This is a genomic window from Pseudomonas sp. Marseille-Q8238, assembly GCF_965111915.1.
In genome coordinates this window covers 2,369,620-2,396,575 of the sequence record NZ_CBCOPI010000001.1, presented here as the reverse complement: position 1 = coordinate 2,396,575, position 26,956 = coordinate 2,369,620, and the positions used below count along the sequence as shown (strand labels likewise).

The 26,956-nt window shown below is 60.9% G+C and carries 22 protein-coding genes, 1 other RNA gene and 1 pseudogene; 13 read left to right on the top strand and 11 right to left on the bottom strand.

Translation table 11 applies throughout. The features are described from left to right. Positions 1-362: 362 nt before the first annotated feature. The 10 genes from ccoN to hemN all read left to right on the top strand — a co-directional run bounded on the left by ccoN (position 363) and on the right by hemN (position 10,538). Entirely contained in the window at positions 363-1,805 is a 1,443-nt protein-coding gene (gene ccoN / locus ACWPW0_RS11120) for a cytochrome-c oxidase, cbb3-type subunit I (protein ID WP_447591799.1), read from the top strand. Further along, positions 1,805-2,416 carry a cytochrome-c oxidase, cbb3-type subunit II gene (gene ccoO, locus ACWPW0_RS11115; protein ID WP_447591801.1) on the top strand — a complete coding sequence of 204 codons (612 nt, stop codon included), beginning with the start codon at positions 1,805-1,807 and terminating at the stop codon, positions 2,414-2,416. The genes ccoN and ccoO overlap by 1 nt, the downstream gene beginning before the upstream one ends. A 6-nt stretch (positions 2,417-2,422) precedes the next feature. Beyond that, positions 2,423-2,608, top strand: a complete 186-nt coding sequence (locus ACWPW0_RS11110) for a cbb3-type cytochrome oxidase subunit 3 (protein WP_447591803.1) — start codon at positions 2,423-2,425, stop codon at positions 2,606-2,608. Beyond that, positions 2,605-3,570, top strand: coding sequence for a cytochrome-c oxidase, cbb3-type subunit III (gene ccoP / locus ACWPW0_RS11105; RefSeq protein ID WP_447591804.1), 966 nt, complete (start codon positions 2,605-2,607; stop codon positions 3,568-3,570). The genes ACWPW0_RS11110 and ccoP overlap by 4 nt, the downstream gene beginning before the upstream one ends. A gap of 136 nt (positions 3,571-3,706) precedes the next feature. Then, positions 3,707-5,119, top strand: coding sequence for a cytochrome c oxidase accessory protein CcoG (gene ccoG / locus ACWPW0_RS11100; protein ID WP_447591806.1), 1,413 nt, complete (start codon positions 3,707-3,709; stop codon positions 5,117-5,119). Between the two features lie 14 nt (positions 5,120-5,133). Beyond that, complete coding sequence (locus ACWPW0_RS11095) at positions 5,134-5,634, top strand: FixH family protein (RefSeq protein WP_454255347.1); 501 nt, start codon at positions 5,134-5,136, stop codon at positions 5,632-5,634. A gap of 12 nt (positions 5,635-5,646) precedes the next feature. After that, positions 5,647-8,046 (top strand): heavy metal translocating P-type ATPase, encoded by a 2,400-nt coding sequence (locus tag ACWPW0_RS11090; protein ID WP_454255346.1) that lies wholly within the window; start codon positions 5,647-5,649, stop codon positions 8,044-8,046. Between the two features lie 102 nt (positions 8,047-8,148). Next, entirely contained in the window at positions 8,149-8,355 is a 207-nt protein-coding gene (gene ccoS / locus ACWPW0_RS11085) for a cbb3-type cytochrome oxidase assembly protein CcoS (protein ID WP_447591811.1), read from the top strand. Then, on the top strand, positions 8,348-9,031 hold the full coding sequence (locus ACWPW0_RS11080) for a sulfite exporter TauE/SafE family protein (RefSeq protein WP_447591813.1): 684 nt from the start codon (positions 8,348-8,350) through the stop codon (positions 9,029-9,031). Before ccoS ends, ACWPW0_RS11080 begins: the two co-directional genes overlap by 8 nt. A gap of 124 nt (positions 9,032-9,155) precedes the next feature. Continuing rightward, positions 9,156-10,538 (top strand): oxygen-independent coproporphyrinogen III oxidase, encoded by a 1,383-nt coding sequence (hemN, locus tag ACWPW0_RS11075; RefSeq protein ID WP_454255345.1) that lies wholly within the window; start codon positions 9,156-9,158, stop codon positions 10,536-10,538. A 10-nt stretch (positions 10,539-10,548) separates the two neighbouring features. On the opposite strand, the gene ACWPW0_RS11070 is transcribed toward hemN, so the two are convergent. Further along, positions 10,549-10,980, bottom strand: coding sequence for a hypothetical protein (locus ACWPW0_RS11070; RefSeq protein WP_447591817.1), 432 nt, complete (start codon positions 10,978-10,980; stop codon positions 10,549-10,551). Between the two features lie 173 nt (positions 10,981-11,153). Here ACWPW0_RS11070 and fnr point away from each other — a divergent pair, with 173 nt between their 5' ends. After that, the gene (fnr, locus tag ACWPW0_RS11065) at positions 11,154-11,888 is read left to right on the top strand and encodes a fumarate/nitrate reduction transcriptional regulator Fnr (protein ID WP_447591818.1); all 735 of its coding nucleotides are present in this window, start codon (positions 11,154-11,156) and stop codon (positions 11,886-11,888) included. Between the two features lie 33 nt (positions 11,889-11,921). Continuing rightward, complete coding sequence (locus ACWPW0_RS11060; RefSeq protein WP_447591820.1) at positions 11,922-12,467, top strand: adenine phosphoribosyltransferase; 546 nt, start codon at positions 11,922-11,924, stop codon at positions 12,465-12,467. An 8-nt stretch (positions 12,468-12,475) separates the two neighbouring features. Here ACWPW0_RS11060 and ACWPW0_RS11055 read toward each other — a convergent pair whose 3' ends face one another. The 7 genes and pseudogenes from ACWPW0_RS11055 to ACWPW0_RS11025 all read right to left on the bottom strand — a co-directional run. Beyond that, complete coding sequence (locus ACWPW0_RS11055; RefSeq protein WP_447591821.1) at positions 12,476-13,624, bottom strand: acyl-CoA dehydrogenase family protein; 1,149 nt, start codon at positions 13,622-13,624, stop codon at positions 12,476-12,478. Positions 13,625-13,755: 131 nt separating this feature from the next. Next, positions 13,756-14,355 carry a recombination mediator RecR gene (gene recR, locus ACWPW0_RS11050; RefSeq protein ID WP_454255344.1) on the bottom strand — a complete coding sequence of 200 codons (600 nt, stop codon included), beginning with the start codon at positions 14,353-14,355 and terminating at the stop codon, positions 13,756-13,758. Positions 14,356-14,531: 176 nt separating this feature from the next. Beyond that, positions 14,532-14,858: a YbaB/EbfC family nucleoid-associated protein gene (locus ACWPW0_RS11045; RefSeq protein ID WP_074940389.1), complete on the bottom strand. Its 327-nt coding sequence runs from the start codon at positions 14,856-14,858 to the stop codon at positions 14,532-14,534. A 10-nt stretch (positions 14,859-14,868) separates the two neighbouring features. Further along, positions 14,869-16,977: a DNA polymerase III subunit gamma/tau gene (gene dnaX / locus ACWPW0_RS11040; protein WP_454255343.1), complete on the bottom strand. Its 2,109-nt coding sequence runs from the start codon at positions 16,975-16,977 to the stop codon at positions 14,869-14,871. A gap of 191 nt (positions 16,978-17,168) precedes the next feature. Continuing rightward, an RNA gene (ffs, locus tag ACWPW0_RS11035) (signal recognition particle sRNA small type) lies at positions 17,169-17,265 on the bottom strand. A gap of 91 nt (positions 17,266-17,356) precedes the next feature. Continuing rightward, on the bottom strand, positions 17,357-18,136 hold the full coding sequence (locus tag ACWPW0_RS11030; protein WP_454256727.1) for a methyl-accepting chemotaxis protein: 780 nt from the start codon (positions 18,134-18,136) through the stop codon (positions 17,357-17,359). A 78-nt stretch (positions 18,137-18,214) separates the two neighbouring features. Continuing rightward, positions 18,215-18,991 (bottom strand): annotated as a pseudogene (locus ACWPW0_RS11025) (MCP four helix bundle domain-containing protein); the annotation flags it as partial. Positions 18,992-19,332: 341 nt separating this feature from the next. Here ACWPW0_RS11025 and ACWPW0_RS11020 point away from each other — a divergent pair. Then, positions 19,333-19,611 (top strand): HU family DNA-binding protein, encoded by a 279-nt coding sequence (locus tag ACWPW0_RS11020; protein ID WP_447591830.1) that lies wholly within the window; start codon positions 19,333-19,335, stop codon positions 19,609-19,611. Between the two features lie 104 nt (positions 19,612-19,715). Here ACWPW0_RS11020 and ligA read toward each other — a convergent pair whose 3' ends face one another. The 3 genes from ligA to smc all read right to left on the bottom strand — a co-directional run bounded on the left by ligA (position 19,716) and on the right by smc (position 26,854). Then, positions 19,716-22,082, bottom strand: coding sequence for an NAD-dependent DNA ligase LigA (gene ligA, locus ACWPW0_RS11015; protein ID WP_454255342.1), 2,367 nt, complete (start codon positions 22,080-22,082; stop codon positions 19,716-19,718). 241 nt (positions 22,083-22,323) lie between these two features. After that, the gene (gene zipA / locus ACWPW0_RS11010) at positions 22,324-23,139 is read right to left on the bottom strand and encodes a cell division protein ZipA (protein WP_447591834.1); all 816 of its coding nucleotides are present in this window, start codon (positions 23,137-23,139) and stop codon (positions 22,324-22,326) included. Positions 23,140-23,365: 226 nt separating this feature from the next. Continuing rightward, entirely contained in the window at positions 23,366-26,854 is a 3,489-nt protein-coding gene (smc, locus tag ACWPW0_RS11005) for a chromosome segregation protein SMC (protein WP_454255341.1), read from the bottom strand. Positions 26,855-26,956: the final 102 nt, after the last annotated feature.

Genomic DNA, 26,956 nt, shown 5'->3' with positions numbered 1-26,956 from the left:
CGGTTAGCCAGGGCGCCCTATGGCGCCCTGGCATTTTTACCACCGCACCTCGGCACCACCGCCCGAGTTCAAATACGTTATGCGACTCAGTGTCGCACCTGCCGACACGCTGCCTGTTCATGTCTTTGCCATGAACTAAGCTGCCCAGGGATGTATTCCGTAACAAATCCAAGGCTATTACCCTCTTTCGTAGGGTTTTCCTGCGACCAAAGGACCTCGGCACGGGGGCACCCGATATCCCCCGAGCCCCGCTAAAACCTTGATCGCGCAGGCATGTGGCGTTGCAATGGGGGCCTCCTTTCTACATACTTGCCGCCGATTTTTACCCCCTAAGAAAGTCCATTAACCGTGGAACCCCTCGCATGAGCACAGCAATCAGTCAGACTGCTTATAACTACAAGGTGGTCCGCCAGTTCGCCGTTATGACGGTGATCTGGGGAGTCATCGGAATGGGTCTAGGCGTGTTCATCGCCGCACAACTCGTGTGGCCGGAACTCAACCTGGATCTGCCTTGGACCAGCTTCGGCCGTCTGCGCCCGTTGCACACCAACGCGGTGATCTTCGCCTTCGGCGGTTGCGCCCTGTTCGCCACCTCCTACTACGTGGTGCAGCGCACCTGCCAGACCCGCCTGATTTCCGACGGCCTCGCCGCCTTCACCTTCTGGGGCTGGCAAGCGGTCATCGTGCTCGCGGTCATTACCCTGCCGCTGGGCTACACCACCTCGAAAGAGTACGCCGAGCTGGAGTGGCCGATCGCCATCCTGCTGGCCATTGTGTGGGTCACTTATGCGGTGGTGTTCTTCGGCACCATCATCAAGCGCAAGACCAAGCACATCTATGTGGGTAACTGGTTCTACGGCGCCTTCATTCTGGTTACCGCGATGCTGCACATCGTCAACCACATGTCGGTCCCGGTTGAACTGTTCAAGTCCTACTCCATCTACGCCGGCGCCACTGACGCCATGGTGCAGTGGTGGTACGGCCACAACGCGGTAGGCTTCTTCCTGACCACCGGCTTCCTGGGGATGATGTACTACTTCGTTCCGAAGCAAGCCGAGCGCCCGATCTACTCCTATCGCCTGTCCATCGTGCACTTCTGGGCGCTGATCACCCTGTACATCTGGGCCGGTCCGCACCACCTGCACTACACCGCACTGCCAGACTGGGCCCAGTCCCTCGGCATGGCCATGTCGATCATCCTGCTGGCTCCAAGCTGGGGTGGCATGATCAACGGCATGATGAGCCTCTCGGGCGCCTGGCATAAGCTGCGCAGCGACCCCATCCTGCGCTTCCTCGTGGTGTCCCTGGCCTTCTACGGCATGTCCACCTTCGAAGGCCCGATGATGGCGATCAAGACCGTCAACGCCCTCTCCCACTACACCGACTGGACCATCGGCCACGTACACGCCGGTGCCCTCGGCTGGGTAGCGATGATTTCCATCGGCGCGCTGTACCACATGCTGCCTAAAGTGTTCGGCCGCGAGCAGATGCACAGCATCACGCTGATCAACGCCCACTTCTGGCTGGCTACCATCGGTACCGTGCTGTACATCTCCTCGATGTGGGTCAACGGCATCACCCAGGGCCTGATGTGGCGTGCGGTCAACGAAGACGGCACCCTCACCTACTCCTTCGTCGAAGCGCTGGTCGCCAGCCACGAAGGCTTCCTGGTGCGCATGATCGGCGGGGCGTTCTTCCTCACCGGCATGCTGCTGATGGCCTACAACACCTACCGCACCGTGCGTGCTGCCAAGCCGGCTGAATACGAAGCCGCCGCTCGCATCCCTGCCGAGGTCGCTCACTGATGAAAAGCCACGAAATAGTCGAGAAGAACATCGGCCTGCTGGCGTTGTTCATGGTCCTGGCCGTCAGTATTGGCGGCCTGACCCAGATCGTTCCCCTGTTCTTCCAGGACGTCGTCAACGAGCCCGTTGAAGGCATGAAGCCGCGCACCGCGCTGGAGCTGGAAGGTCGTGATATCTACATCCGCGAAGGCTGCGTTGGCTGCCACTCGCAGATGATCCGTCCGTTCCGCGCCGAAACCGAGCGCTATGGCCACTACTCCGTAGCCGGCGAAAGCGTCTGGGACCACCCCTTCCTGTGGGGTTCCAAGCGTACCGGTCCGGACCTGGCCCGCGTTGGCGGCCGCTACTCCGATGACTGGCACCGTGCGCACCTGTACAACCCGCGCAACGTAGTGCCTGAGTCGAAGATGCCGGCGTACCCATGGCTGGTCGAGAACAAGCTGGATGGCAAGAACACCGCCACCAAGCTCTCCGCCCTGCGCTCCTTGGGCGTGCCCTATACCGATGAAGACATTGCCGGCGCCAAAGACGCTGTCAAAGGCAAGACCGAGATGGAAGCCCTCGTGGCCTACCTGCAAGGTCTGGGCACCTCAATCAAGAACAAACGGTAACGCATGATGGATATCGGGATGCTTCGCGGTATTGGCACCGCAGTGGTTTTCATCGCTTTCATAGGCGTAGTGCTCTGGGCATACAGCAGCCGACGCAAAGACAGCTTCGACGAAGCCGCCAACCTGCCCTTTGCTGACGACGCTCCCGCCAAAAAGCGTGACGACCAAGCTTCTGGGAGCAATAAAGAATGACTACCTTCTGGAGTCTGTACATCACCGTTCTGAGCCTGGGCACCATCATTGCCCTGACCGCACTGCTGTTCGGCGTGCGCAAGGGTCAACGCCAGGAAGGAACGGATCAAACCGTCGGCCACGAGTTCGACGGCATTGCCGAATACGACAACCCGCTACCCAAGTGGTGGTTCATGCTGTTTATCGGCACCGTGGTTTTCGCCCTGGGTTACCTGGTGCTCTACCCGGGCCTGGGCACCTGGAAAGGCCTGCTGCCGGGCTACAGCGAAATATCCGAAGGCAAACCGTTCGCCAACGGTGAGCCGGGCTGGACTGGCGTGCACCAGTGGGAAAAGGAAATGGACAAGGCCGACGCCAAGTACGGTCCGATCTATGCCAAATACGCTGCGATGCCGATCGAAGAAGTGGCCAAGGATGAGCAAGCCCTGAAAATGGGTGGCCGCCTGTTCGCCTCCAACTGCTCGGTCTGCCACGGTTCCGATGCCAAGGGTGCCTATGGCTTCCCTAACCTCACCGACAACGAATGGCGTTGGGGTGGTGATCCGGCAACCATCAAGACCACCATCATGGGCGGTCGTACCGGCCTGATGCCGCCGCAAGGCCCGGCGATCCACGAAGATGGCGTCAAGAATGTCGCTGCTTTCGTACTCACCGAACTGGCTGGCCGCACGCTGCCAGAAGGCGTAACTGCTGATATCGAGGCGGGTCGCAAGATCTTCTCGAGCACCTGCTTCGCCTGCCACGGCGCAGACGGCAAGGGCACTGCAGCCATGGGCGCGCCGAACCTGACCAATCCGTCGGCGTTCATCTACGGCAGCAGCTACGCTCAACTGCAGCAGACCATTCGTTATGGTCGCAGTGGCCACATGCCTGCCCAGGAAGCCTTCCTCGGCAACGACAAGGTGCACCTGCTGGCCGCCTATGTGTACAGCCTGTCCCACGGCAATACCGTAGAGCAATAACGTTTAACCGCCCGTGCGCGACCCAAGGTCGCACCCGGGCGGCGCTTGATCAGGCGTACCATAGGGCATCCGTGAACCAATGACTCCAGTCGGCATGTACTGACGGAGCAATTATCCAAGGCCGTGGTACGCACTGATGAGCGAACAGATACCTGTCCACAACATTACTCCTCCCCCTGCCAAAGACAGCAGCGTCGACCTGTACGCTAGCCGCGAAAAGATCTACACCCGCGCCTTCACCGGGCTTTTCCGTAACCTGCGCCTCAGTGGCGGAGCGTTCCTCTTCCTGCTTTATTTCGGGACCGCCTGGCTTAGCTGGAATGACCGGCAAGCGGTCTGGTGGGATCTTCCCGAGCGCAAGTTCTACATCTTTGGCGCCACATTCTGGCCCCAGGATTTTGCCCTGCTGTCCTGGCTATTGATCATTTGCGCATTCGGCCTGTTCTTCATCACGGTCTTTGCTGGCCGCGTCTGGTGCGGTTACACCTGTCCGCAGAGCGTCTGGACCTGGATCTTCATGTGGTGCGAAAAAGTCACCGAGGGTGACCGCAACCAGCGCATGAAATTGGACAAGGCCCCATTCAGTGCCGAAAAGCTGCTGCGCAAGAGCGCCAAGCACGGCATGTGGCTGTTGATCGGCCTAGTAACCGGCTTGACCTTCGTTGGTTATTTCTCGCCGATCCGCGACCTGATTCCGAGCCTGCTCAGTGGCGAGGCCGATGGCTGGGCCTATTTCTGGGTCGGTTTCTTCACCCTGGCGACCTATGGCAACGCCGGCTGGCTACGCGAGCAGGTGTGCATTTACATGTGCCCTTACGCACGCTTCCAGAGCGTGATGTTCGACAAGGACACCCTGATCGTCTCCTACGACCCGCGCCGCGGCGAACACCGTGGTCCGCGCAAGAAAAATGCCGATTACAAGGCAGAGGGGCTGGGTGACTGCATCGACTGCACCATGTGCGTCCAGGTGTGCCCGACTGGTATCGACATTCGCGATGGCCTGCAGATCGAATGCATTGGCTGCGCCGCCTGTATCGATGCTTGCGACAGCATCATGGAAAAGATGAATTACCCGAAAGGGCTGATCAGCTACACCACCGAGCACAACCTGTCCGGGCAGAAGACGCAACTGCTGCGTCCCCGTCTGATTGGTTATGCCATTGCCCTGGTTGGCATGATCCTGCTGTTCGGCTGGACCGTCGCGCACCGCTCGCTGGTCGAGCTCGATGTGCTCAAGGACCGCGTCCTGTTCCGCGAGAACCAGCAAGGCTTCATCGAAAACGTCTACACCCTCAAGCTGATGAACAAGGCGCAGAATGACCTGACGTTCACCATTCGAGCTGACGGTATTGAAGGTCTTGTCCTGCAGGGACGTAACGAAGTCAAAGTCGCCGCCGGCGAAGTGTTGTCGGTACCGATCGAACTGTCGATTTCCCCGGAGAAACTGCCGTCGAGCACCAACACCGTCACGTTCAAGATCCAGGCAATCGAAGATCCAAGCGTCCAGAGTGACACTCATAGCCGCTTCATCGGCCCCAGCGTCCGCTAACCACAGGAAATCACATGCAGTCGGAAATCCAAGCCAAGCCCTGGTACAAAGAATTCTGGGTCTGGTTCATCCTAAGCCTCCTTGGCTCGTCGATCGTCCTTGGCACCTCGTTGCTGATCATCGCCACACGCAATCCCCCTGGTCTGATTTCTGACAACTATTACGATGTTGGCAAAGGCATCAACACCTCGCTGGAACGTGAAAACCTGGCCATCCGCCTGCAGATCAAAGGCGAGTTGCTGCTCGACAATGATGCCGGCACCGCCACCTTGCAGCTGACCGGCCTCAGCCGGCCACAGCAACTGGTGCTCAACCTGGTGTCCCCCACCCAGCCCGAGCGCGACCGCCGCGTCGTCCTGCAACTGCGCGACGATGGCAGCTACTTCGGCCAGATGGTCGATGCCGTTGAAGGTCGCCGCTTCGTCGAGCTGATCGGCCAAGAAGGTGGCAATGATTGGCGCCTGTTCGAGGAAGAAGAGGTCGGCAGCGGCAAGACCGTACTGCTCGGTGACTGATCCAGCCGACTTATGAGCAATCCCCTACCCTGCTACCACTGCGGCTTGCCGGTTCCCGCCGGCAGTCGCTTCGAGGCCCGTGTACTCGGCGAGACACGGGCCTTGTGCTGCCCGGGCTGCCAGGCCGTGGCCGAAGCGATCGTCGCTGGGGGACTGGAGAGCTACTACCGCCACCGCAGCGACAGCGCGATCAATCCCCAGACACTACCCAAGGCCCTGCCCGACGAGCTGGAGCTTTACGACCGGGGGGAGGTGCAGCAAGGCTTCGTGCTGCATGAAGGTGAGCTCAGCGAAACCTGCCTGCTGATCGAGGGCATCAGCTGTGCGGCCTGCGGCTGGCTGATCGAGAAACACCTGCGCGCACTTCCGGGTGTGGCCCAGGCCACGCTCAACCTGTCCAACCAGCGCCTGCAGGTGCGCTGGGCCGACAGTCAGCTCCCCCTGAGCCAGTTGCTCAAGGAGTTGCGCCGCATCGGTTATGCCGGCCATCCCTGGCAGGCCGATGAAGCCAGTACGCGGCTGGCAGAGGAAAACCGCAAGTCGCTGCGCCAGATTGGCGTAGCCGGGCTTCTGTGGATGCAGGTGATGATGGCCACCATGGCCACCTGGCCCGAGTTCAACATCGACCTGTCAGCTGAACTGGATACCATCCTGCGCTGGGTCAGCCTGTTTCTTACCACCCCCATCGTCTTCTACTGCTGTGGCCAGTTCTTCCGTGGCGCCCTGCGCGATTTGCGCACCCGCCACCTGACCATGGATGTGTCCGTCTCCCTGGCCATCGGTGGCGCGTATATCGCGGGCATCTGGTCAACCATCAGCGGCAATGGCGAGCTGTACTTCGATGCAGTCGGCATGTTCGCCCTGTTCCTGCTTGCTGGTCGCTACCTGGAACGGCGTGCCCGCGAGCGCACTGCAGCGGCGACTGCTCAGTTGGTCAACCTGCTGCCGGCCTCCTGCCTGCGCCTGGACAACAACGAGCACAGTGAACGCATTCTGCTGCGCGACCTGCAGGTTGGTGATCGCGTCCTGGTACCGCCAGGCGCCCTGCTGCCAGCGGATGGCCGCGTGCTCGCCGGGCACTCCAGTATCGACGAGTCGCTGCTCACCGGCGAATACCTGCCCCTGCCACGTGGCGCCGGTGATCAAGTCACTGCCGGCACCCTCAATGTCGAAGGGCCATTGACCGTCGAAGTGCAAGCCCTGGGTGCCAACACCCGACTGTCTGCCATCGTCCGCCTGCTGGAGCGGGCGCAGACTGATAAACCGCGCATCGCCGAGCTGGCAGACCGGGTAGCGCAGTGGTTCCTGGTGATCGTGCTTGGTGTGGCGACGCTCGTTGGCCTCGTCTGGTGGCAGATCGACGCCGACCGCGCCTTCTGGATCGTTCTTTCACTGCTGGTTGCCACCTGCCCTTGCGCACTCTCGCTGGCCACGCCGACAGCCCTGACCACGGCGACCGGCAGCCTGCACAAACTCGGCCTGCTACTGACCCGCGGCCATGTACTCGAAGGGTTGCGGCAGATCGATACCGTGATCGTCGACAAGACCGGCACGCTCACCGAAGGCCGCCTGACCCTTACCAACATTCAACCGCTGCGGGCGATCGATGCCGACAGCTGCCTGGCGTTGGCCGCAGCACTCGAACATGGCTCGGAACACCCCATCGCCCGGGCATTCGGCCACTGTGAACAAGGGGCCCAACAGATCACCAGCACACCCGGCCAAGGCCTGCAGGGCCTGATTGATGGCCGCACGCTGCGGATCGGTCAGCCGGCCTATGTCGCCGCCCTGTCGGGCCAGCCCACCCCGATCATTCCTGGTTCGCAAGGCCAGTGGCTGTTGCTCGGCGATGAACAAGGCCCTCTGGCCTGGTTCGTCCTCGATGACCGTCTACGTGAAGATGCTGGTGAACTGATCAGCGCCTGTCGCGCCCAGGGCTGGCAGATCGTGCTGCTCTCTGGTGATACCTCGCCGATGGTCGCCGAAGTGGCACGTCAACTGGGCATTGACGATGCCCGGGGCGGTCTGACGCCTGATGCCAAGCTGGCCGTTCTGCAGCAATTGCACCAGGAGGGCCACCGCGTACTGATGCTCGGTGACGGCGTTAACGATGTGCCGGTGCTCGCCGGCGCCGATATCAGTGTCGCCATGGGCAGTGCCACTGATCTGGCCAAAACCAGCGCCGACGCCATCTTGTTGTCCAACAAGCTCAGCAGTCTGGTCCAGGCCTTCGCCATGGCTCGACGTACACGGCGCATCATCGTCGAGAACCTCGCCTGGGCCAGCCTGTACAATGGACTCGTGCTGCCATTCGCGGCGCTGGGCTGGGTTACGCCACTCTGGGCCGCGTTCGGCATGTCGGTCAGCTCACTGCTGGTGGTACTCAACGCCCTGCGCCTGGCACGTCCGTAGGGTGGATTACGCTCCATTGATCCATCTGCACGCCGCCATGCTGAATGTAAAAGGCGACATCCACCCTACGTCCGTCGCTACTACCCCTATTCTGGAGACCCCATGGCTGCCCTCTACATTCTGATCCCCGTTGCCGTAGGGCTGGTTGCCTTCGCCATCTGGCTGTTCGTCTGGTCGGTGAATAATGGCCAATACGACGACCTCGACGGCCCGGCGCACAGCATCCTGTTCGACGACGAAGATCCTCAGCACAAAGCTGGTATTGCCGAGGCGGACAAACAGAGCGAGCAGGACGAGCCACGTGCTTGAACTGGCGCCTCTGCTGGTCTCGGCACTGATCCTCGGCCTGCTGGGTGGCGGCCATTGCCTGGGCATGTGCGGCGGACTGATGGGCGCATTGACCCTGGCCATACCGGCGGAACAGCGTGCCCGGCGCTTCCGCTTGTTGGTGGCCTACAACATCGGCCGCGTCTGCAGCTATGGCATAGCGGGCTTACTGATCGGACTGGCCGGCTGGGCCGTCGCCAGCAGCCCGGCCGCCATGCTGCTGCGTGTGATCGCCGCCTTGTTGTTGATCGCCATGGGCCTGTACCTGGCCGGCTGGTGGAGCGGCCTGACTCGCATCGAAGGCCTGGGCCGCTACCTGTGGCGCTACCTGCAACCCTATGCCAGTCGCCTGATGCCGGTCAGCAGCATACCCCGCGCACTGTTGCTCGGCGCCATCTGGGGCTGGCTGCCCTGCGGCCTGGTCTACAGCACGCTGCTGTGGACCGCCAGCCAAGGCTCGGCACTCGACAGCGGACTGCTGATGCTGGCGTTCGGCATGGGCACCTGGCCGGTCCTGCTGGCCACCGGCATGGCCGCCGAACGCCTGACCGCCCTGCTGCGCAAACGCGGTGTGCGTGTGGCCGGCGGCCTGCTGGTCATTCTGTTTGGCCTGTGGACGCTGCCCGGTCCGCACCAGCACTGGATGATGGGGCACTGAGGTAGGCCTGCCATACGTCCAAAGTGCTAAAACAGAGCGGCACGCTCCCTGACCCAGGTCAAGATCACCTGCGCAGCTCCGCCCTAGACTCGCCAGCATTGTTTGCCTTCTCAGGGACAACCACATGCTCGACGCCATCCGCTGGGATGCCGATCTGATCCGTCGCTACGATCTGCCCGGCCCACGCTACACCTCGTATCCGACTGCCGTGCAGTTCGATAACAGCATTGGTTCCTTCGACCTGATGCACGCCCTGCGCGACAGCCGCAAGGCAGTCCGCCCCCTGTCGCTCTACGTCCATGTGCCGTTCTGCGCCAATATTTGCTACTACTGCGCCTGCAACAAGGTGGTTACCAAGGACCGTGGTCGAGCGCTGCCCTATCTGGAACGGCTGGAAAAGGAAATCACCAGCATCGCCTGCCACCTGGATCGTCAGCAGGTCGTCGAGCAACTGCATTTCGGCGGTGGCACCCCTACTTTTCTCAGTCATGATGAGTTGCGTCGCCTGATGGGCCATCTGCGCGAGCACTTCACCCTGCTTGACGATGACTCTGGCGACTACGGCATCGAGATAGATCCGCGCGAAGCCGACTGGTCAACCATGGGGCTGTTGCGCGAGCTGGGCTTCAACCGCGTCAGTCTCGGTGTCCAGGATCTGGACCCGGTGGTGCAGCGCGCGGTCAATCGCCTGCAAAGCCTGGACGAAACCCGCGCCATCGTCGAGGCGGCACGCACCCTGCAGTTCCGTTCGGTGAATATCGACCTGATCTACGGCCTACCGAAGCAGAATCCGCAAAGTTTTGCCCGCACCGTGGCCGAAGTCATTGCCTTGCAACCGGACCGGCTCTCGGTGTTCAACTATGCCCATCTGCCGGAACGCTTCATGCCGCAGCGACGAATCAACACCGATGACCTGCCGAGCCCGGTCGAAAAGCTGGCCATGCTCCAGGGCAGCATCGAGCAGCTCACCGCCGCCGGCTACCGCTATATCGGCATGGATCACTTCGCCCTGCCCGATGATGAACTGGCCACCGCCCAGGAAGATGGCACCCTGCAACGCAATTTCCAGGGCTATACCACCCATGGTCACTGTGACCTGATCGGTCTTGGCGTATCGGCCATCAGCCAGATCGGTGACCTGTACTGCCAGAACAGCAGTGACATCAATAACTACCAGCAAAGCCTCGACAACGGCCAACTCGCCACACTGCGCGGGCTCAGTTGCAGCACCGATGACCGCATACGCCGCGCGGTGATCCAACAACTGATCTGTGCTTTCGAGCTGGATTTTTCGAAGATCGAAACTGAATTCGCGATCGACTTCCGCAGCTACTTCTCCAGTCTCTGGCCGCAGCTGCAGCAACTCGCCCGTGATGGGCTGATTGATCTGAGTGAACGCGGAATCAATGTCCGCCCTGCCGGCCGGCTACTGGTGCGTCCGCTGTGCATGCTGTTCGACCGCTACCTAGAGCAACAGAACAACCAGCGTTTTTCCCGAGTCATCTGACTCGGGACATTTAGCCCATGGAAAGCGTGGCGACAGCCTGCATCTGCTCGTCATCCAATCCAGCGTCCTGCATCGCCTTGAGCAAGCTGGAGCTGGCACTGGATAGAGCACCATTCAGTGTGGATACCTGCAATTGCAGGGCCTGAGTCTGTGCCGCACGACTATCAGGACTTAATGAAGCGTCCGCCATAATGGCCTGCAGCTTGGCCATCTGCTCGGCAATCTGCTGACGTAATGCACGGATCATTTTGAGAATGTCCTTGATGGTATCGGGCAAGTCACTCTTGTCGATATCGTCATTTCTGGACGCTTGCTGGGAACGATTACGCCCCACGTCAGAGAGCATGACATGGACGCCTGTATTGACCCGCTCATCAGTTGTCATGACATCACCACTGCGCGCCACCTGACGATGCACACTCTGCGACAGACGATCCATCATGCCTGCAGACTCAACCCGCATGTACTGCACCTCAACCGTATATATGCAAACTTATCGGATATTCAGCGCAAATCTTTAGCCCAGACGAGGCTGCGACCGTACAGCGCTGGCTAGAAGGTCCGGCCATGCGGTACCCTTGCGGTTATTGTGTGTTTATCGCAGGAATTTGCGTGATGTCCGAAACCATCAAGCTCCACACGCCTCACCAGGCACATTGCAAGGATTGCAGTCTGGCTGCGCTGTGCCTGCCGCTTTCGCTGAATCTGGAAGACATGGATGCCCTGGACCAGATCGTCAAACGGGGACGTCCGCTGAAAAAAGGCGAGTTCCTGTTCCGTCAGGGCGATGTCTTCAACTCGGTTTTCGCCGTGCGTGCCGGGGCCCTGAAAACCTTCAGCCTCACCGACAACGGCGAAGAGCAGATTACCGGCTTCCACCTGCCCAGCGAACTGGTCGGCCTGTCCGGCATGGACACCGAGCTGTACCCGGTTTCGGCACAGGCACTGGAAACGACCTCGGTCTGCGAGATCCCCTTCGAACGCCTCGATGAACTGTCCGTGCAACTTCCACAGCTGCGTCGCCAGTTGATGCGAGTGATGAGCCGGGAGATTCGTGATGACCAGCAGATGATGCTGCTGTTATCGAAAAAGACCGCTGACGAGCGCATTGCTACCTTCCTGGTCAACCTCTCTGCCCGTTTCCGGGCTCGCGGCTTCTCGGCGCAGCAGTTCCGCCTGGCCATGTCGCGCAATGAAGTCGGCAATTACCTGGGCCTGGCGGTGGAAACCGTCTCGCGCGTGTTTACCCGCTTCCAGCAGAACGGCCTACTCAGCGCCGAAGGTAAGGAAGTGCAAATCCTTAACCCCATCGATCTCTGTGCGCTGGCGGGCGGTAACCTGGATAGCTGATAATCCAGGCTCTTGCACTCAAGGGGCCTGACGATGATCTTCGATGAATTTGCCATCAAATCCCTGATTCGTCCGGTCGCGGACTTCCCCAAGCCCGGCGTGATATTCCGCGATATCACGCCGCTGTTCCAATCCCCCCGCGCGCTGCGCATGGTGGCCGATAGCTTCATCCAGCGTTACGTGGAAAGCGACTTCAGCCACATTGCCGCCATGGATGCCCGCGGCTTCCTGATCGGCTCGATCATCGCCTATGAGCTCAACAAGCCGCTGATCCTGTTCCGCAAGCAAGGCCGCCTACCCGCCGAGGTGCTCGCCGAGCCCTACCAGACCGAATACGGCGAGGCCTTGCTCGAAGTACATGCCGACACCTTGTGCGAGGGCGATTCGGTGCTGATTTTCGATGATCTCATCGCTACTGGCGGCACGCTGCTGGCCGCTGCACGCCTGGTGCGTCGCATGCGCGCCACGGTCTATGAGGCCGCCGCGATCATCGACCTGCCAGAGCTGGGCGGCTCACAGAAGCTACAGGATATGGGCATCCCGACCTTCTGCCTCACCGCCTTTGCACTCAACGAGTAAGGGAGGCCCTACAGGCCCATCTGCTTGCTGATGATTTCGTTCATCACCTCCCGGGTTCCGCCACCAATGGACAGAATCCGGTTGTCACGATAAAGGCGCTCCACCAGGCTTTCGCGCATGTAGCCCATGCCGCCCATGATCTGCACCGCGTCGTAGGTGATGCGGTCAGCGATATCGGTGGCGAAGTTCTTGGCCATGGAGATTTCCTTCACCACACTCTTGCCGGCATTCATCTTCGCCGCCTGCCGATAGGTGAACTCACGCGAGACCTCGAGCTGGGTCGCCATCTCGGCCAGCCGATGCTTGAGTACCTGGAACTTACCGATAGGCTTGCCGAACGCCTCGCGCTCCGCCGCCCACTTCAATGACTCCTCAAGCGCCAGCTGTGCCGTCATGTTGGCCATCAGCGCCAGGGACAGGCGTTCGCTCTGAAAGTTGGCCATGATGCCGGCGAAGCCCATGTTCTCCACACCAATCAGGTTCCCCACCGGCACCTGGCAATCGTCGAAGAACAACTCGGCCGTATCCGATGCCCACCAACCCATTTTTTTCAGCTGGCGGCCCACGGTAAAACCAGGTGTGCCCTTCTCGATCAGCAACAGGCTCACGCCACCAAACCCTTCGCCACCCGTGCGTACGGCAACCGTGTAGTAATCGGCACGCACACCGCTGGTAATGAAGGTCTTGCTGCCTGTCACCCGGTAGACATCACCATCCCGTACCGCGCGAGTCTTAAGACTGGCCACATCGGAGCCGCCTCCGGGCTCGGTTACCGCCAGCGCCATGATTTTCTCGCCGGCCAGCACCTGCGGCACGATGCGATCACGCAGCTCCGGGCGTGCCCACTTGAGTACAGGTGGCAAACCGATATCCAGCGAGCCGAGCCCGGCTACCAGGCCGCCAGACCCGCTGCGCAGCAACTCTTCGCTGGCCGCAATCTTGGCAAACAGATCGCCCTCATGGCTGCCACCGAACTGCTCGGGATAGCCTATGCCCAGAATCCCGGCGGCGCCGGCCTTCTGGTACAGCTCGCGAGGGAAGGACTCGGCCTCCTCCCACTCGTCGATGTGAGGCAGGATCTCGCGCTCGACAAAACGCCGAACCGAATCGCGGACCAGTTGATGAGACGAATCGAAATATTCCTGGAAAGCGGTCATGGGTAACTCCGACTGAATTACCACGACCTTAACCGAGCGCTTGCTTGGTTTTCAAGGAGAGGGATCGGCCATAACCGAGGCCATTTAGGCTGGCTAGCGTTGTCTACCTGATTACCGAGCTATCGGAAGCCTCAGCCGGCAATAGGTCGCCGGCCGGCCAGGGCATGGGCCAGCGTGCCGCCATCCACCAGCTCCAACTCGCCACCCAGTGGTACCCCGTGGGCAATGCGCGATAGAACAATCGAACGAGGTGCCAGTAATTGAGCGATGTAATGAGCCGTCGCCTCGCCCTCCACCGTCGGGTTGGTAGCGAGGATCACCTCGCTGAAATCAGCCGCCTCGACACGTGCAATCAACTCGGGAATGCCAATGGCATCTGGGCCAAGACCATCGAGAGGAGACAGGTGTCCCTTGAGCACGAAATAGCGCCCGCGATACCCCGTCTGCTCAACGGCGAAGACATCCAGCGGGCCTTCTACGACACACAGCAGCGAATCATCACGGCGCGGATCTGCACACTGAGGGCAGAGTTCATCTTCGCTGAGCGTACGGCACCGTGAGCAATGACCGACCCCCTCCATAGCCGCCGTCAGCGCCTGCGCCAGTCGCAAACCGCCGCTGCGGTCGCGCTCGAGCATCTGCAACGCCATGCGCTGAGCGGTCTTCTGGCCCACTCCGGGCAGGATGCGCAGGGCGTCGACCAGTTGGCGGATCAGCGGGCTGAAGCTCATGGAGGGTTACCGTGAAGTAAGGAAAGCTTTTAATCACCCCCGCTCGGGGCAAGGGGCGATCAGGCGACGTGCAGGGCAAGGCGTGGGGAAGCGTGGGCACCGGAGTTTACTGGTGTAAATGAGGATGCCCGCGCTTCCCCGCAACGCAGTCATGTGCGTTGACTGGACGCCCCGCTTTAGAAGGGCATTTTGAAGCCGGGGGGGAGCTGCATGCCTGCGGTCATGCCCGACATCTTGTCCTGGCTGTTCTGCTCGACCTTGCGCACGGCATCATTGACCGCGGCTGCGATCAGGTCTTCCAGCACTTCCTTGTCTTCCTGCATCAGGCTGTCGTCCAGGGTGATGCGCTTGACGTCGTGACGCCCGGTCATCACCACACTGACCAGGCCGGCGCCGGACTGCCCGGTGACCTCGGCATTGGCCAGCTCTTCCTGCATCTTCTGCATTTTTTCCTGCATCTGCTGGGCCTGCTTCATCAGGCCTGCCATGCCACCTTTCATCATGGTGAACTCCTTAGCTGTTCACGGGTTCGATGGAGTCGGCGCGGATCACCGCGGCGAACTGTTGAATCATTTTTTGTACCAGCGGATCGTCATGGATCGACTGCTCCGCCTCACGCTGCCGCTCCGCGCGCTTACGCGCAGCGGCCTGGGCCGGTGTTTCCTGCTGCGGCAGGATCAGCTCGATACGCAGGTTGATGGTACGCGCCAGGTGCTGGTTCAGTGCGTCGTTGAGACGACGCTGTTGCGTGCTGTTGAACAACGCACTGTGGCCTGGGTCCAGGTGCAACAACCAGTCGTCGCCATTGGCTTCGATCAAGGTGCAGTTGGCGCCGATGCTACCGGTCATGCCGGACACACCGAGGCGCGGAAACAGTTCCAGCCATTCCGCAGCCAGCCCAGTGGCAGGCATCGCGGCCGGCAACGGGTCGGGCCCGGGTACAGACTCAGCCGCTGATACGTCAAAGTTATAGTCGAGGCTATCGGCATCCGCCTCGGCGTAGTCGTAGTCACCCGGTGGCGGCTCGTCGTCATCCCCCTCCTCGGATTCGGCGACCTGTGCCACCACAGGCACAGCTGCGACGGGTTGTGGTGCCAAAGTAGCTGCAACCGGCTCAGGCTGGACAGTGGCCGGCACCGCCGGTTCTGCTGCCTGCTCGACAACTACAGGCGTTTCACTTACCGATTCGGCAGCGATTGCCTCCACAGTGGCCGCTTCGGATGCGGCTGACGTAGCCCAAGGCACATCGACAACCGGTGCAGCGGCTTCGGCAACAGAAGGGACAGAGACTTCGACCTGCACGACAGGTGCGACTGCAGAGGCAACCACGTCGACCGGAGCCACGCGGGCCGGCGCTGGTTCCGGCGTCACGACTGGCACCGGTGCAGGCGCAACCGTCGGCTCAGCAGGTGGTGGAGCAATAACAACAGCCGGCGCAGCAGCAGGGACTGCGCCGGCCACTGGGGTTGGTAAGGAATCAGCCGTGGCCTTGCTGATCCCCAGGTCCTTTAACGGTGACCTGGGCGCTCCGTCGGCATCGGCCGGACGGAAGGCCAGCATCCGCAACAGGACCATCTCGAAGCCGCCGCGCGGGTCTGGTGCCAGGGGCAGGTCGCGACGTCCGATCAACCCCATCTGGTAGTAGAACTGCACATCCTCGGCAGGCAGCGCCTGCGCCAGTGCCAGCACACGATCCCGGTCACCCTGGCCATTATCGACCGCTTCTGGCAGCGCCTGAGCCACCGCGACACGGTGCAGCACATTGAGCACTTCCGACAGCACACCGCTCCAGTCCGGGCCTTGTTCTGCCAGGTGACGCACGGCTTCGAGCACGCCACGGGCATCACCCTCCAGCAACGCATGCAGAACCCCGTATACCTGGCCGTGATCGAGCGTGCCGAGCATCGAGCGCACATCGGTCGCCAGCACCTTGCCTTCACCGAAAGCGATAGCCTGGTCGGTGAGGCTCATGGCGTCGCGCATTGAACCATCGGCCGCGCGACCGAGCAGCCACAGAGCGTCTTCTTCGAACGGAATGCTCTCGGCGGTGAGCACGTGAGTCAGGTGCTCGACCACACGCTCCGGCGGCATGTTCTTCAGGGAGAACTGCAGGCAACGCGAGAGGATGGTCACCGGCAGCTTCTGCGGATCGGTGGTGGCGAGCAGGAATTTGACGTGGGGTGGCGGCTCTTCGAGGGTTTTCAGCAGCGCATTGAACGAGTGCGTGGAGAGCATGTGCACTTCGTCGATCAGGTAGACCTTGTAGCGACCACGACTGGGTGCGTATTGCACGTTCTCGAGTAGTTCGCGGGTGTCCTCGACCTTGGTGCGGCTGGCGGCGTCGACTTCGATCAGATCGACGAAGCGCCCCTCATCGATCTCCCGGCATACCGAGCAGGTACCGCAAGGGGTCGAGCTGATACCGGTCTCGCAGTTCAGGCACTTGGCGATGATGCGGGCAATGGTGGTCTTGCCGACCCCGCGGGTACCGGTGAACAGGTACGCATGGTGCAGCCGCTGGCTGTCCAGCGCATTGATCAGGGCCTTGAGCACATGGGTCTGGCCGACCATTTCGCGGAACGAGCGCGGACGCCATTTACGTGCAAGAACCTGATAACTCATTGAAAACCGTCGCAGCTGGAGGGCGGAAAGGGGTAATCCTAGCGGAGCACCGCGTAAATTGCATCCGCGCGAGGGCGATCATGCACGCCACGGCTCTGAACGAGCGGACACCCGCATATCGACCATAGGCCATGCCCTGTAGGGCGCACTGAGGAAATGGAAGCTGGATACATGAAGCGTTATGGAGGCGGCCCTGCCAGCCACACCCCGGCACACAATGTTCCCGCTGTGGCTGCTCCCTTCCGGGCCTGACCAGGTTAACGGGTAATCGTTGCGGGGGGACCGACAGAGCCACCATAACGAAGCCCGTCAGGCGACGGGCCGCGCCATTGTACTGGTTAAGTGCAAAGTTACAACTGCTTCAAACACATGGAGTTTTTCATACGCGAAAGCGACCAACCAGTTGCGCCAGCCCGGAGGAAAGCTCCGACAGCCGCTGGCTCGCTTGGGTGCTCTGCTCGGAGGTTTGCGCCGCTTCATTGGACAGATCGCGAATATCGCTGATGTTACGGGCGATTTCCTCGGTGACCGCGCTCTGTTCTTCGCATGCAGTGGCGATCTGTGCCGCCATGTCATTGATCCTGGCCACGGAATCTCCAGTGGCCGAAAGCGCATCGTCGACCCCGGCAGCACGCTCGACGCTATCGCGCGCCTTGACGCTGCCAGACTGCATCGCCTTGACGGCGTTCTGCACGCCGCCCTGCAGGCGCTCGATCATATTCTGGATATCTTTGGTCGAGTCCTGGGTCCGGGCAGCCAGGGCCCGTACCTCATCGGCCACCACGGCAAAACCACGCCCCTGCTCGCCCGCCCGCGCCGCCTCGATCGCCGCATTGAGTGCCAGCAGGTTGGTCTGCTCGGCAATGCCCTTGATCACCGCCAGTACCGCACCGATGTTCGCGGTCTCCTGCTCAAGGGTCTGGATGGTGTCAGAGGCGCTTTCCACTTCCTGGGCCAACTGGCGAATGGCATGAATGGTCGCCCCGACCACATGTGCACCTTCGCGCGACTGCACCTCGGCTGTCCGTGCAACGTCTGCGGCATTCTGTGCATTGCGCGCCACTTCGTGCACCGCAGTGCTCATTTCTGTAGCTGCAGTGCTGACCTGATCCACTGCCGCATGCTCGCTATTGATCAGGCGATCATTGGCCGCCGCCATGCCAGCAAGGCTTTTGGCTGAATCGGCAACCTCACCGGTGACCCGACCCACTTCTTTGATCAACGGCTGCAGCTTGTCGAGAAAACGGTTGAAGGCCTCACTGAGGCGCCCCAGTTCGTCACGCGACATCACTTCCAGGCGTACCCGCAAATCCCCGTCACCATCAGCGATTTGCTCGATGCGGTTGAGCAGATTGTGCAGAGGACGTGTGACCAGTACGGGAAAGCCAACCACCAATACCGCGCAGATCAGCAAACCGATGCCGATAATTGCACCTTGCTGCCAGCTCCGCTGCTCGCCCAGGGTGATAGCCGCAACGCCCTCGGCATTCGCGGCCTTGTCCTCAAGCTCCCCCAGTTGATCGATCATGTCGCGAGCAGCCTCGAATTGGGCCTCACTGTCGCCAAAGCTGAGCCTCGATGCTGCATCGGGCTGGCTGGCCGCCAGTTCCAACACCTGAATCGAGGTCGACTTCCACTGCGCGAATCTGCGCTCGAAATCAGCAACCAGGCGCATGGCATCTGCACCGGGTTGCATGGCGGCATATTTCTGCACGCGGTCGAGCGACTGTTGCAGATTCTCGGCGTGCGAAGCTTTCAATGCCTGCACATGATCGGCAGCCCCTTCATCAAGCAGGCTGCGCTCGGCAACGAACGCCTGGTAAAGATCGCGATCGGCATTCAGCAACAGGCTGATGGCGGGTAAATAGCGATTGGTCAGCTTGGTGCTGGAGTCCGCGACCTGGCCAATCCCCTGCATTCCCAGCCCACCCATGAGAACCAGCAGCGCTGCGAGCAAAAAGATCGGCAGCGCTATTTTCCAGCGAAAACCCAGATCAGCGAAAAGTCGCAACATGGTGGCGCTCCAGTTTCTTGTATTGGCATGCCTGTTTATCGGAACGATTAGCCCGTTACTTGAACGCCAAAACGCAAAACACACACGCACGACTCACTTATTCGCCAGCGTTATTTGATCGGCAATCGCCCACGCGCCGCACGTGGATCGAACCCTTAAGTTTCTATTTTCTGACGAGAAAGCAGGGCCGCGGTGGTATTTCGCAAGACGTCAGGAACCGGAACGACATCGAAGCAGACTAAGCCTGAGCAAGAGCGATGGGCAGATCTTTGTGTTAGCTTGCGCTCTGCGTCGCGGCTTACAGCCTCGTCCATATCCTTCAGCCATTCATGGAGTTACCCATGGCCTTGACCAAAGACCAGTTGATCAGCGACCTCGCCGAAGCCGTCGACACCCCGAAAGCCACTATCCGTGCCGTGCTCGACCAGCTTGGCCAGATCGTTGCCGATGCCCTGGAAAACGACGGTGAAATCACCCTTCCGGGTGTTGGCAAGCTCAAGGTCAACGAGCGCCCGGCCCGTACCGGCCGCAACCCGCAGACCGGCAAGAGCATCGAAATCGCTGCGAAAAAAGTCGTCAAGCTGGTGCCTGCCAAGGTTCTGACCGACGCAATCAACTAAGAACCGTTCATGGCCTTGCATCTAATGATGCACTGCAGATCATGCGGCTCTAAGTAGGACTCGGCTGGTACCCTGCCATGGAACCAGCCTTGTTCGCCCTTCAGTCAAAGGCCGTAGTCGCCTAGCAGCGCAACGAACTGCGCTTCATCCAGCACACGCACCCCCAGCTCATTGGCCTTGGCCAATTTGGACCCTGCACCGGGCCCGGCTACCACGCAGGTCGTCTTGGCCGATACCGATCCCGCCACCTTCGCGCCCAGGCCCTCCAGCTTGTCCTTGGCGATATCGCGGCTCATCACCTCGAGGCTGCCAGTCAGCACCCAGGTTTGCCCCGCCAGCGGCAATCCTTCGACCACCTTCTTCTCGCTTTCCCAGTGCATGCCGAACGCACGCAACTGCGCCTCGACCCGACGGGCCTGTTCAGTATTGGCGGGCTGATCAAAAAACTCACGCAGCGAGCGTGCGGCCTTCTCATTGAGGCGCTCGACCTGGCGCAGATCGAGCCAGTCAGCGCCGATGATGCCGTCCAGGGAACCGAAACGAGCCGCCAGCTTCTCCGCGCCTGTGGCGGCGATGAAGGGAATGCCAAGCTTGTCGATGAAGCCGGCAAGCGTGGTGCACGCGGCAAACTCGGCATGAAGCTCGCCCTCCTCCTGCAACTCGATACCACGCGCGAGCAGTTGGTCGATTACCGAGCGGTTGTGAGCATCCTCGAAGAAACTGTGTATCTCATGTGCCACCTCGCCGCCGACATCAGGCAACCAGGTCAGCACCTCCGGCAACGCCTGTTCGATACGGGACAGCGAACCCAACGCGCGCGCCAATAGCTTGGCGGTTTCCTCACCGACATCGGGAATACCCAAGGCGTAGATGAAGCGAGCCAGAGTCGGCTTCTTGCTCTCGGCAATCGCCGCCAACAAATTGCGCGTGGACAGGTCGGCAAAACCCTCCAGGGCCACCACCTGCTCATAGGTCAATACAAACAGATCGGCAGGCGAAGCCACCAGGCCGGTATCGACCAGTTGCTCGACGATCTTGTCGCCAAGCCCCTCGATATCCAGCGCCCGGCGCGAGACGAAATGGATGATCGCCTGCTTCAGCTGTGCCGCGCAGGCCAGCCGGCCGACACAGCGATAGATCGAGCCATCACTGACCGACTCCCGGCCCTTGCTGCGCTTGACCAGCTGCGTGCGCTCGACCGCCGAGCCACAGACCGGGCATTGCTCAGGAACATGCACCGGTTTGGCATCATCAGGCCGGCGCTCGATCACCACCTGCATGACCTGAGGAATCACATCGCCTGCACGGCGGATGATCACCGTATCGCCAATCATCAAGCCCAGCCGTGCCACCTCGTCCATGTTGTGCAGCGTGGCATTGGCCACCATCACTCCCGCGACCTTCACCGGTTTCAGGCGGGCCACAGGCGTCACCGCACCCGTACGGCCGACCTGGAACTCGACATCCAGCAACTCGGTCAGCTCTTCCATCGCGGGAAACTTGTGGGCAATGGCCCAGTGCGGCGTGCGTGCCCGAAAGCCCAGTTGCTGCTGATCTTCGATGGTATTGACCTTGAACACCACACCATCGATGTCATAAGGCAATTCCAGGCGCCGCTCACCAATATCACGGTAATACGCCAGGCATGCCTCGATGCCTCTGGCCAGTTTCAGCTCACGGCTGATCGGAATACCCCAGCTCTTGAGTCGTTCGAGCATGCCGACCTGGGTGGCCGGCAGTTCGCCGCTGACTTGGCCGATGCCGTAGCAGCAGAACTCCAGCGGGCGGCTGGCGGTGATCTTCGGATCGAGCTGACGCAGGCTGCCGGCAGCCGCGTTGCGCGGGTTGGCGAATGTCTTGCCGCCCGCCTCGGCCTGGCGCGCGTTGAGCTCCTCGAAGCCAGCCTTGGGCATGAATACCTCGCCACGCACCTCCAGCAACGCTGGCCAGCCACTGCCCTGCAGCCGCAGCGGTACATTGCGGATGGTGCGCACGTTGCTGCTGATGTCCTCGCCGGTGCTACCGTCACCACGGGTCGCACCGCGCACCAGTTGGCCATTCTCGTACAACAGGCTCACCGCCAGGCCGTCGAGCTTGGGCTCACAGCTGTACTGCACCTCGGCGCCGCCTCCGAACAAATCGCCACCCTGCAGGCCCAGGCCACTTTGCACACTGCGGTCGAAGGCACGCAGATCGTCCTCTTCGAAGGCATTGCCCAGACTGAGCATCGGTACTTCATGACGCACTTCGCCGAATGCACTTAGCGCGGCACCACCCACACGCTGGGTCGGCGAATCCGCTGTCACCAGCTCAGGATGAGCAGCTTCCAGGCTTTGTAGCTCACGAAACAGCCGGTCGTATTCAGCATCGGGAATGCTCGGCTCATCCAGCACGTAATAGCGATAGTTGTGCTGATCCAGCTCGGCGCGCAGTTCAAGAATACGGGCGGCGGGCGGTGCGATATCGGTCATGGTTCAATGGCCTCAGGCAGGCAAGCACAAGCCCTGTAAGAGCCTGTTTACGATCTTTCGAATGCGGGCCAGCCAGTTTGGTTCGCTTTGCCTGCCTTTCGGGCCAGCCTATGGCTGCTCTCCCGTTGGTCGTTGCAGGACGGCATGGCCGGCAGCCAGAAGATCGCAGGCAGGCTCTAAGAACAAAGCCCCAAACCAAGCGCAGGGCTTGTAGCTTGGGGCTTGTCGCTTGCTGCAGTGTTTATCGTTTGTGGGTCAACTGCTTGCGTTCGAATTCGGCAATGCGCTGGCGGTAGTGTTCGATGGTTTGCGCGGTCAGCACGCTGCGCTGATCGTCCTTGAGCTCGCCATTGAGCTCATGGGACAGCTTACGGGCTGCGGCGACCATCACATCGAATGCCTGCTTCGGATGACGCGGCCCCGGCATGCCGAGGAAGAAGCTGACTGCACGGGTGCTGAACAGCTCGATGTCATCGAGATCGAAGGTGCCCGGCTTGACGCCGTTGGCCATGGAGAACAGCACTTCGCCGTTGCCTGCCATGCTCTCGTGGCGGTGGAAGATATCCATCTCACCGAAACGCAGGCCGCTTTCCAGAATGTTCTGCAACAAGGCCGGGCCATTGAAGACCTCGCCTTCGCGGGCGACCACGTTGATCACCAGCACTTCCTCGACAGGCAGTGCGTCTTTTGGCAACTCCGGCTCGATATCCAGCTTCTCGTCGACCGGGTTGAGCAGCGTCGGCACTGGCTCTTCGACATCCAGGTTGAGGTCACCCTGTTGCGGTTCGATGTTGCGGCCACGGCGCCGGTTAAGTTCGCCTGCGCTCATCGTAGGCATGTCTTCGACGATTTCCGGTTCGCGCTTGCGGTCAATAATCCGCGGCTTGCTGAGCAGGTCAGGATCGGAGTCGTCGTCTGGTAGGTTGCTAAAACTGTGGTCGAGCTTGAACTTCAACTTGCCTTTACCACCCCGCATTCTCCGCCAGCCGTCAAAGAGAATGCCGGCGATAACGATGATGCCGATGACGATCAGCCATTCGCGCAGACCGATTTCCATGAATTATTCGAGCCCCTGAACCAGTAAAAATAATGATGAAGAAAGGGCGTCCCGCCCCTGAAAACACAGACAACTGTATGTTCTTACAGGTATTTTCTGTGTGTAAAAAAAGTGACGCCTAAACTAGCACGACGAACGGTAAAAGTGCACCGCCGCAAGGCAATCTTGGTCGTATGGACATGCTGCAAAAAATGTAGCACTTCACCCAGATCACGCCATGTTCCGGTCATGCTTCGACCAGTGACAATGCCTCCTCTACATCCACGGCCACCAGACGCGAGCAACCCGGCTCGTGCATGGTTACGCCCATCAATTGATCCGCCATCTCCATCGCAATCTTGTTGTGCGTGATGTAGATGAACTGCACTGTTTCCGACATCTCCTTGACCAGTCGCGCATAGCGACCGACGTTAGCGTCATCCAGTGGTGCATCCACTTCATCGAGCATGCAGAACGGCGCCGGATTGAGCTTGAAGATGGCAAACACCAGTGCCAGCGCAGTCAGCGCTTTCTCACCACCAGACAGCAGGTGGATGGTGCTGTTCTTCTTGCCCGGCGGCCGCGCCATGATCGCCACCCCTGTATCGAGTAGATCTTCGCCGGTGAGTTCAAGATATGCGTGTCCGCCACCGAAAACTTTCGGAAACAGGGCCTGCAGACCGGTATTGATCTGGTCGAAGGTTTCCTTGAAACGATTGCGCGTTTCCTTGTCGATCTTGCGGATAACGTTTTCCAGGGTGTCCAACGCTTCGACCAGGTCGGCATCCTGGGCATCGAGATAGCGTTTACGCTCGGACTGCTGCTGATACTCGTCGATAGCCGCCAGGTTGATCGGCCCCAGGCGCTGGATACGCGCAGCCAGCCGCTCCAGCTCTTCTTCCCAAGCCTTCTCGCCTGCCTCGGCAGGCAGGGTCGCCAGAACGCCGTGCAGGTCGTAGCCATCCTCCTGCAACTGCTCCTGCAACGCCTTGCGCCTAACGCTGAGACCTTGCCAGTCCATGCGCTGCTGCTCCAACTGACCACGTAGCAACGCTGCCTGCTGTTCGGCCTGGGTGCGGCGCTTCTCCGCATCGCGCAACTCACGGTCGGCATCTTCCAGGGCCAGACGCGCCAGCTTGAGCTCGTCCTCGATACCCATGCGCTTGTCGAGCAGTTCCTCGAGCTTGATACGCAGCTCTTCCAGCGGTGCTTCACCCTCTTCCAGGTTCAGGCTTAGCTGCTCGCGGCGTTCGATGGCTCGCTCGAACTGCAATTCGAGGCGCTCAAGCGCCTGGCGCGTCGACTCGTGCTGAGCCTTGATCGAGCCCAGGCGCACAGCCAGTTGATGGGCGTGATCCTTGTGCTGCCGGGCCTCCTGGCGTACACGATCCAGTCGCTCACGCAAGGCATCGCGCTGGGCCAGCAACTGCTCACGTTGCTCGGTATCGATGGCCATGGCATCCAGGGCGTCCTGCAGGATCAGGCGCGACTCGCCCAATTGCTCTTGCTCCAGCTCGCGCTGCTCAGCCAGCTCAAGCAGTTCGCTGTCGAGACGCTGGCGGCGCAGGGTCAATTGTTCCGCCTTGGCCTGACCAGCAGACAGTTGCGCCTTCAACTCGCCCTGGCGGCGGGCCTGTTCCTGAACCTGGCGACGCTGCTGCTCTCGGGCATCCTCCTGCTGGCGCTGGCTAGCCTGCAGTTGCTGAAGCTGCTCGTCGAGGTCAGCCAGAACCGCTTCGCGCTCCTCGCGCTCAAGCCCGAGGCGCTCCAACTCCTGGCCACGCGCCAGCACACCGCTTTCCGCCTCGCTGGCACGGCGCACGCGCAGAAAATGTCGACCAACCCAATACCCATCACGACTGATCAGGCTCTCGCCATCGGCTAGCCGCCCGCGCTGAGCCAGGGCATCGTCCAGGGTTTCGACCGGGCGCACCCTGGCCAGCCAAGGTGCCAGGTCGAAACTGGCTTCAACCTTGTCGAGCAGGCTCCCGGCAATACGCCCGGCAACAGGCTGGGGCGTCAGCAATCGCAGCTCACCCTGGGTAAATCCAGTCAGGTCGAGCCCGTTGAAATCATCCAGCAGCACAGCCTGCAAGTCCGCGCCAAGCACGGTTTCCACCGCCAGCTCCCAGCCATTCTCAACCCGGAGCCCTTCTGCAAGGCGCGGACGCGTGTGCAGCTGCTGCTCGCGCAGCCACTCCCCCGCCCCCTTGCCCGGATTCAGGGCGGCCTGCTGCAAGGCCTCAAGCGAAGCAAGACGACCATTGAGTCGCTGCAACTCGCCTTGGGCCTGCTGCTGCGCCTGAGCGGCTTGCTGCAACTCGTTGCGCAACTGCTCAAGGCGCTCGACCAGCCCGTCCTCGCCTACCTGCAGTTCCTCCAGGGTCAGTTCGGTGATAGCCAGTTGCTCGGACAGCTCGAGGATGGCCGCATCTTCAGGATCGGTAGATAACTGGGCCAGCTCGTCGGCCAGACGGCGCTGGCGCTCGGCCAGGCGCTCCAGGCTGTTTTCCAATTGCTGGATACGTGACTGCTGAACTTCGGCTTGTCGGCGTGGCTCGGCACTGCGCTGGTTGAAGCCATCCCACTGCTCCTGCCAGCCATGCATGCCCGCCTCCGCCTCCTCCAGAAACGCGGAAGCCTCCTCGGCTGCGGCGCTGGTCAGCTCCTGCTCGGGTTCGAGCATGGCCAGCTCTTCGCCGAGAGTGGCCAGCAAGGTGCGGTCATGCCCGAGGTGGGACTCGGTTTCCAAGCGCGCGCGCTCGGCCTCGTTGAGGTCGTCCTGCAACTGACGCAGACGCTGCTGGCCATGCTGAATGCTCTGTTCGACCCGGGCGATGTCGCCGCCCACCGAATAGAAGCGGCCTTGTACCAGGTTGAAACGTTCCGACAGCTCGTGATGGCCATCGCGCAGGCGTTCGATACTGGCATCGGCACTGCGCTGTTCGGCGATCAGCGCCTCGAAGGCCACTTCCTGATCACCGATCCCGCGCTCACGCTGGCCGACCTGCTCGTTCAGCGCCTGCCAACGCAGGGCCGCCAATTGTGCCTTGAGCTGCCGCTCCTCAGCCTTGTATTCCTGATACTTTTCCGCTGCCTGGGCCTGGCGATGCAAACGCTCGAGCTGACGCTCCAACTCCTCACGCAGATCAGTCAGGCGCGCCAGGTTCTCATGGGTGCGGCGGATACGGCTTTCCGTCTCGCGGCGGCGCTCCTTGTACTTGGAGATGCCAGCCGCCTCCTCGATGAAGTTGCGCAGGTCTTCGGGCTTGGCCTCGATCAGCTTGGAGATCATGCCCTGCTCGATGATCGAATAGCTGCGCGGGCCAAGGCCGGTGCCAAGGAAGATATCCGTGATATCGCGACGCCGGCATTTCACGCCGTTGAGAAAGTAGGTGTTCTGACTGTCTCGGGTTACCCGGCGACGGATGGAGATTTCTGCAAAGGCCGCGTACTCGCCAGTCAGGGTGCCATCGCTATTATCGAAGATCAGCTCGATGCTGGCCTGGGTTACCGGCTTGCGGGTGTTGGAGCCGTTGAAGATGACATCCGTCATCGACTCGCCGCGGAGATTCTTCGCCGAACTCTCGCCCATTACCCAGCGTACGGCATCGATAATGTTGGATTTACCGCAACCATTGGGACCGACTACTGCGGCCATGTTGCTCGGAAAATTGACGGTAGTAGGATCGACGAAAGACTTGAAACCGGCCAGCTTGATGCACTTCAGACGCATACCGGAGCCTCCACGCGATTACGCACGGAGAACTGCAGAACAGGGCTATCCGCTGCCGTGAAGGTCATGCTTTTCCTTGAGATGCGGGGTGCTGAAGGCAAG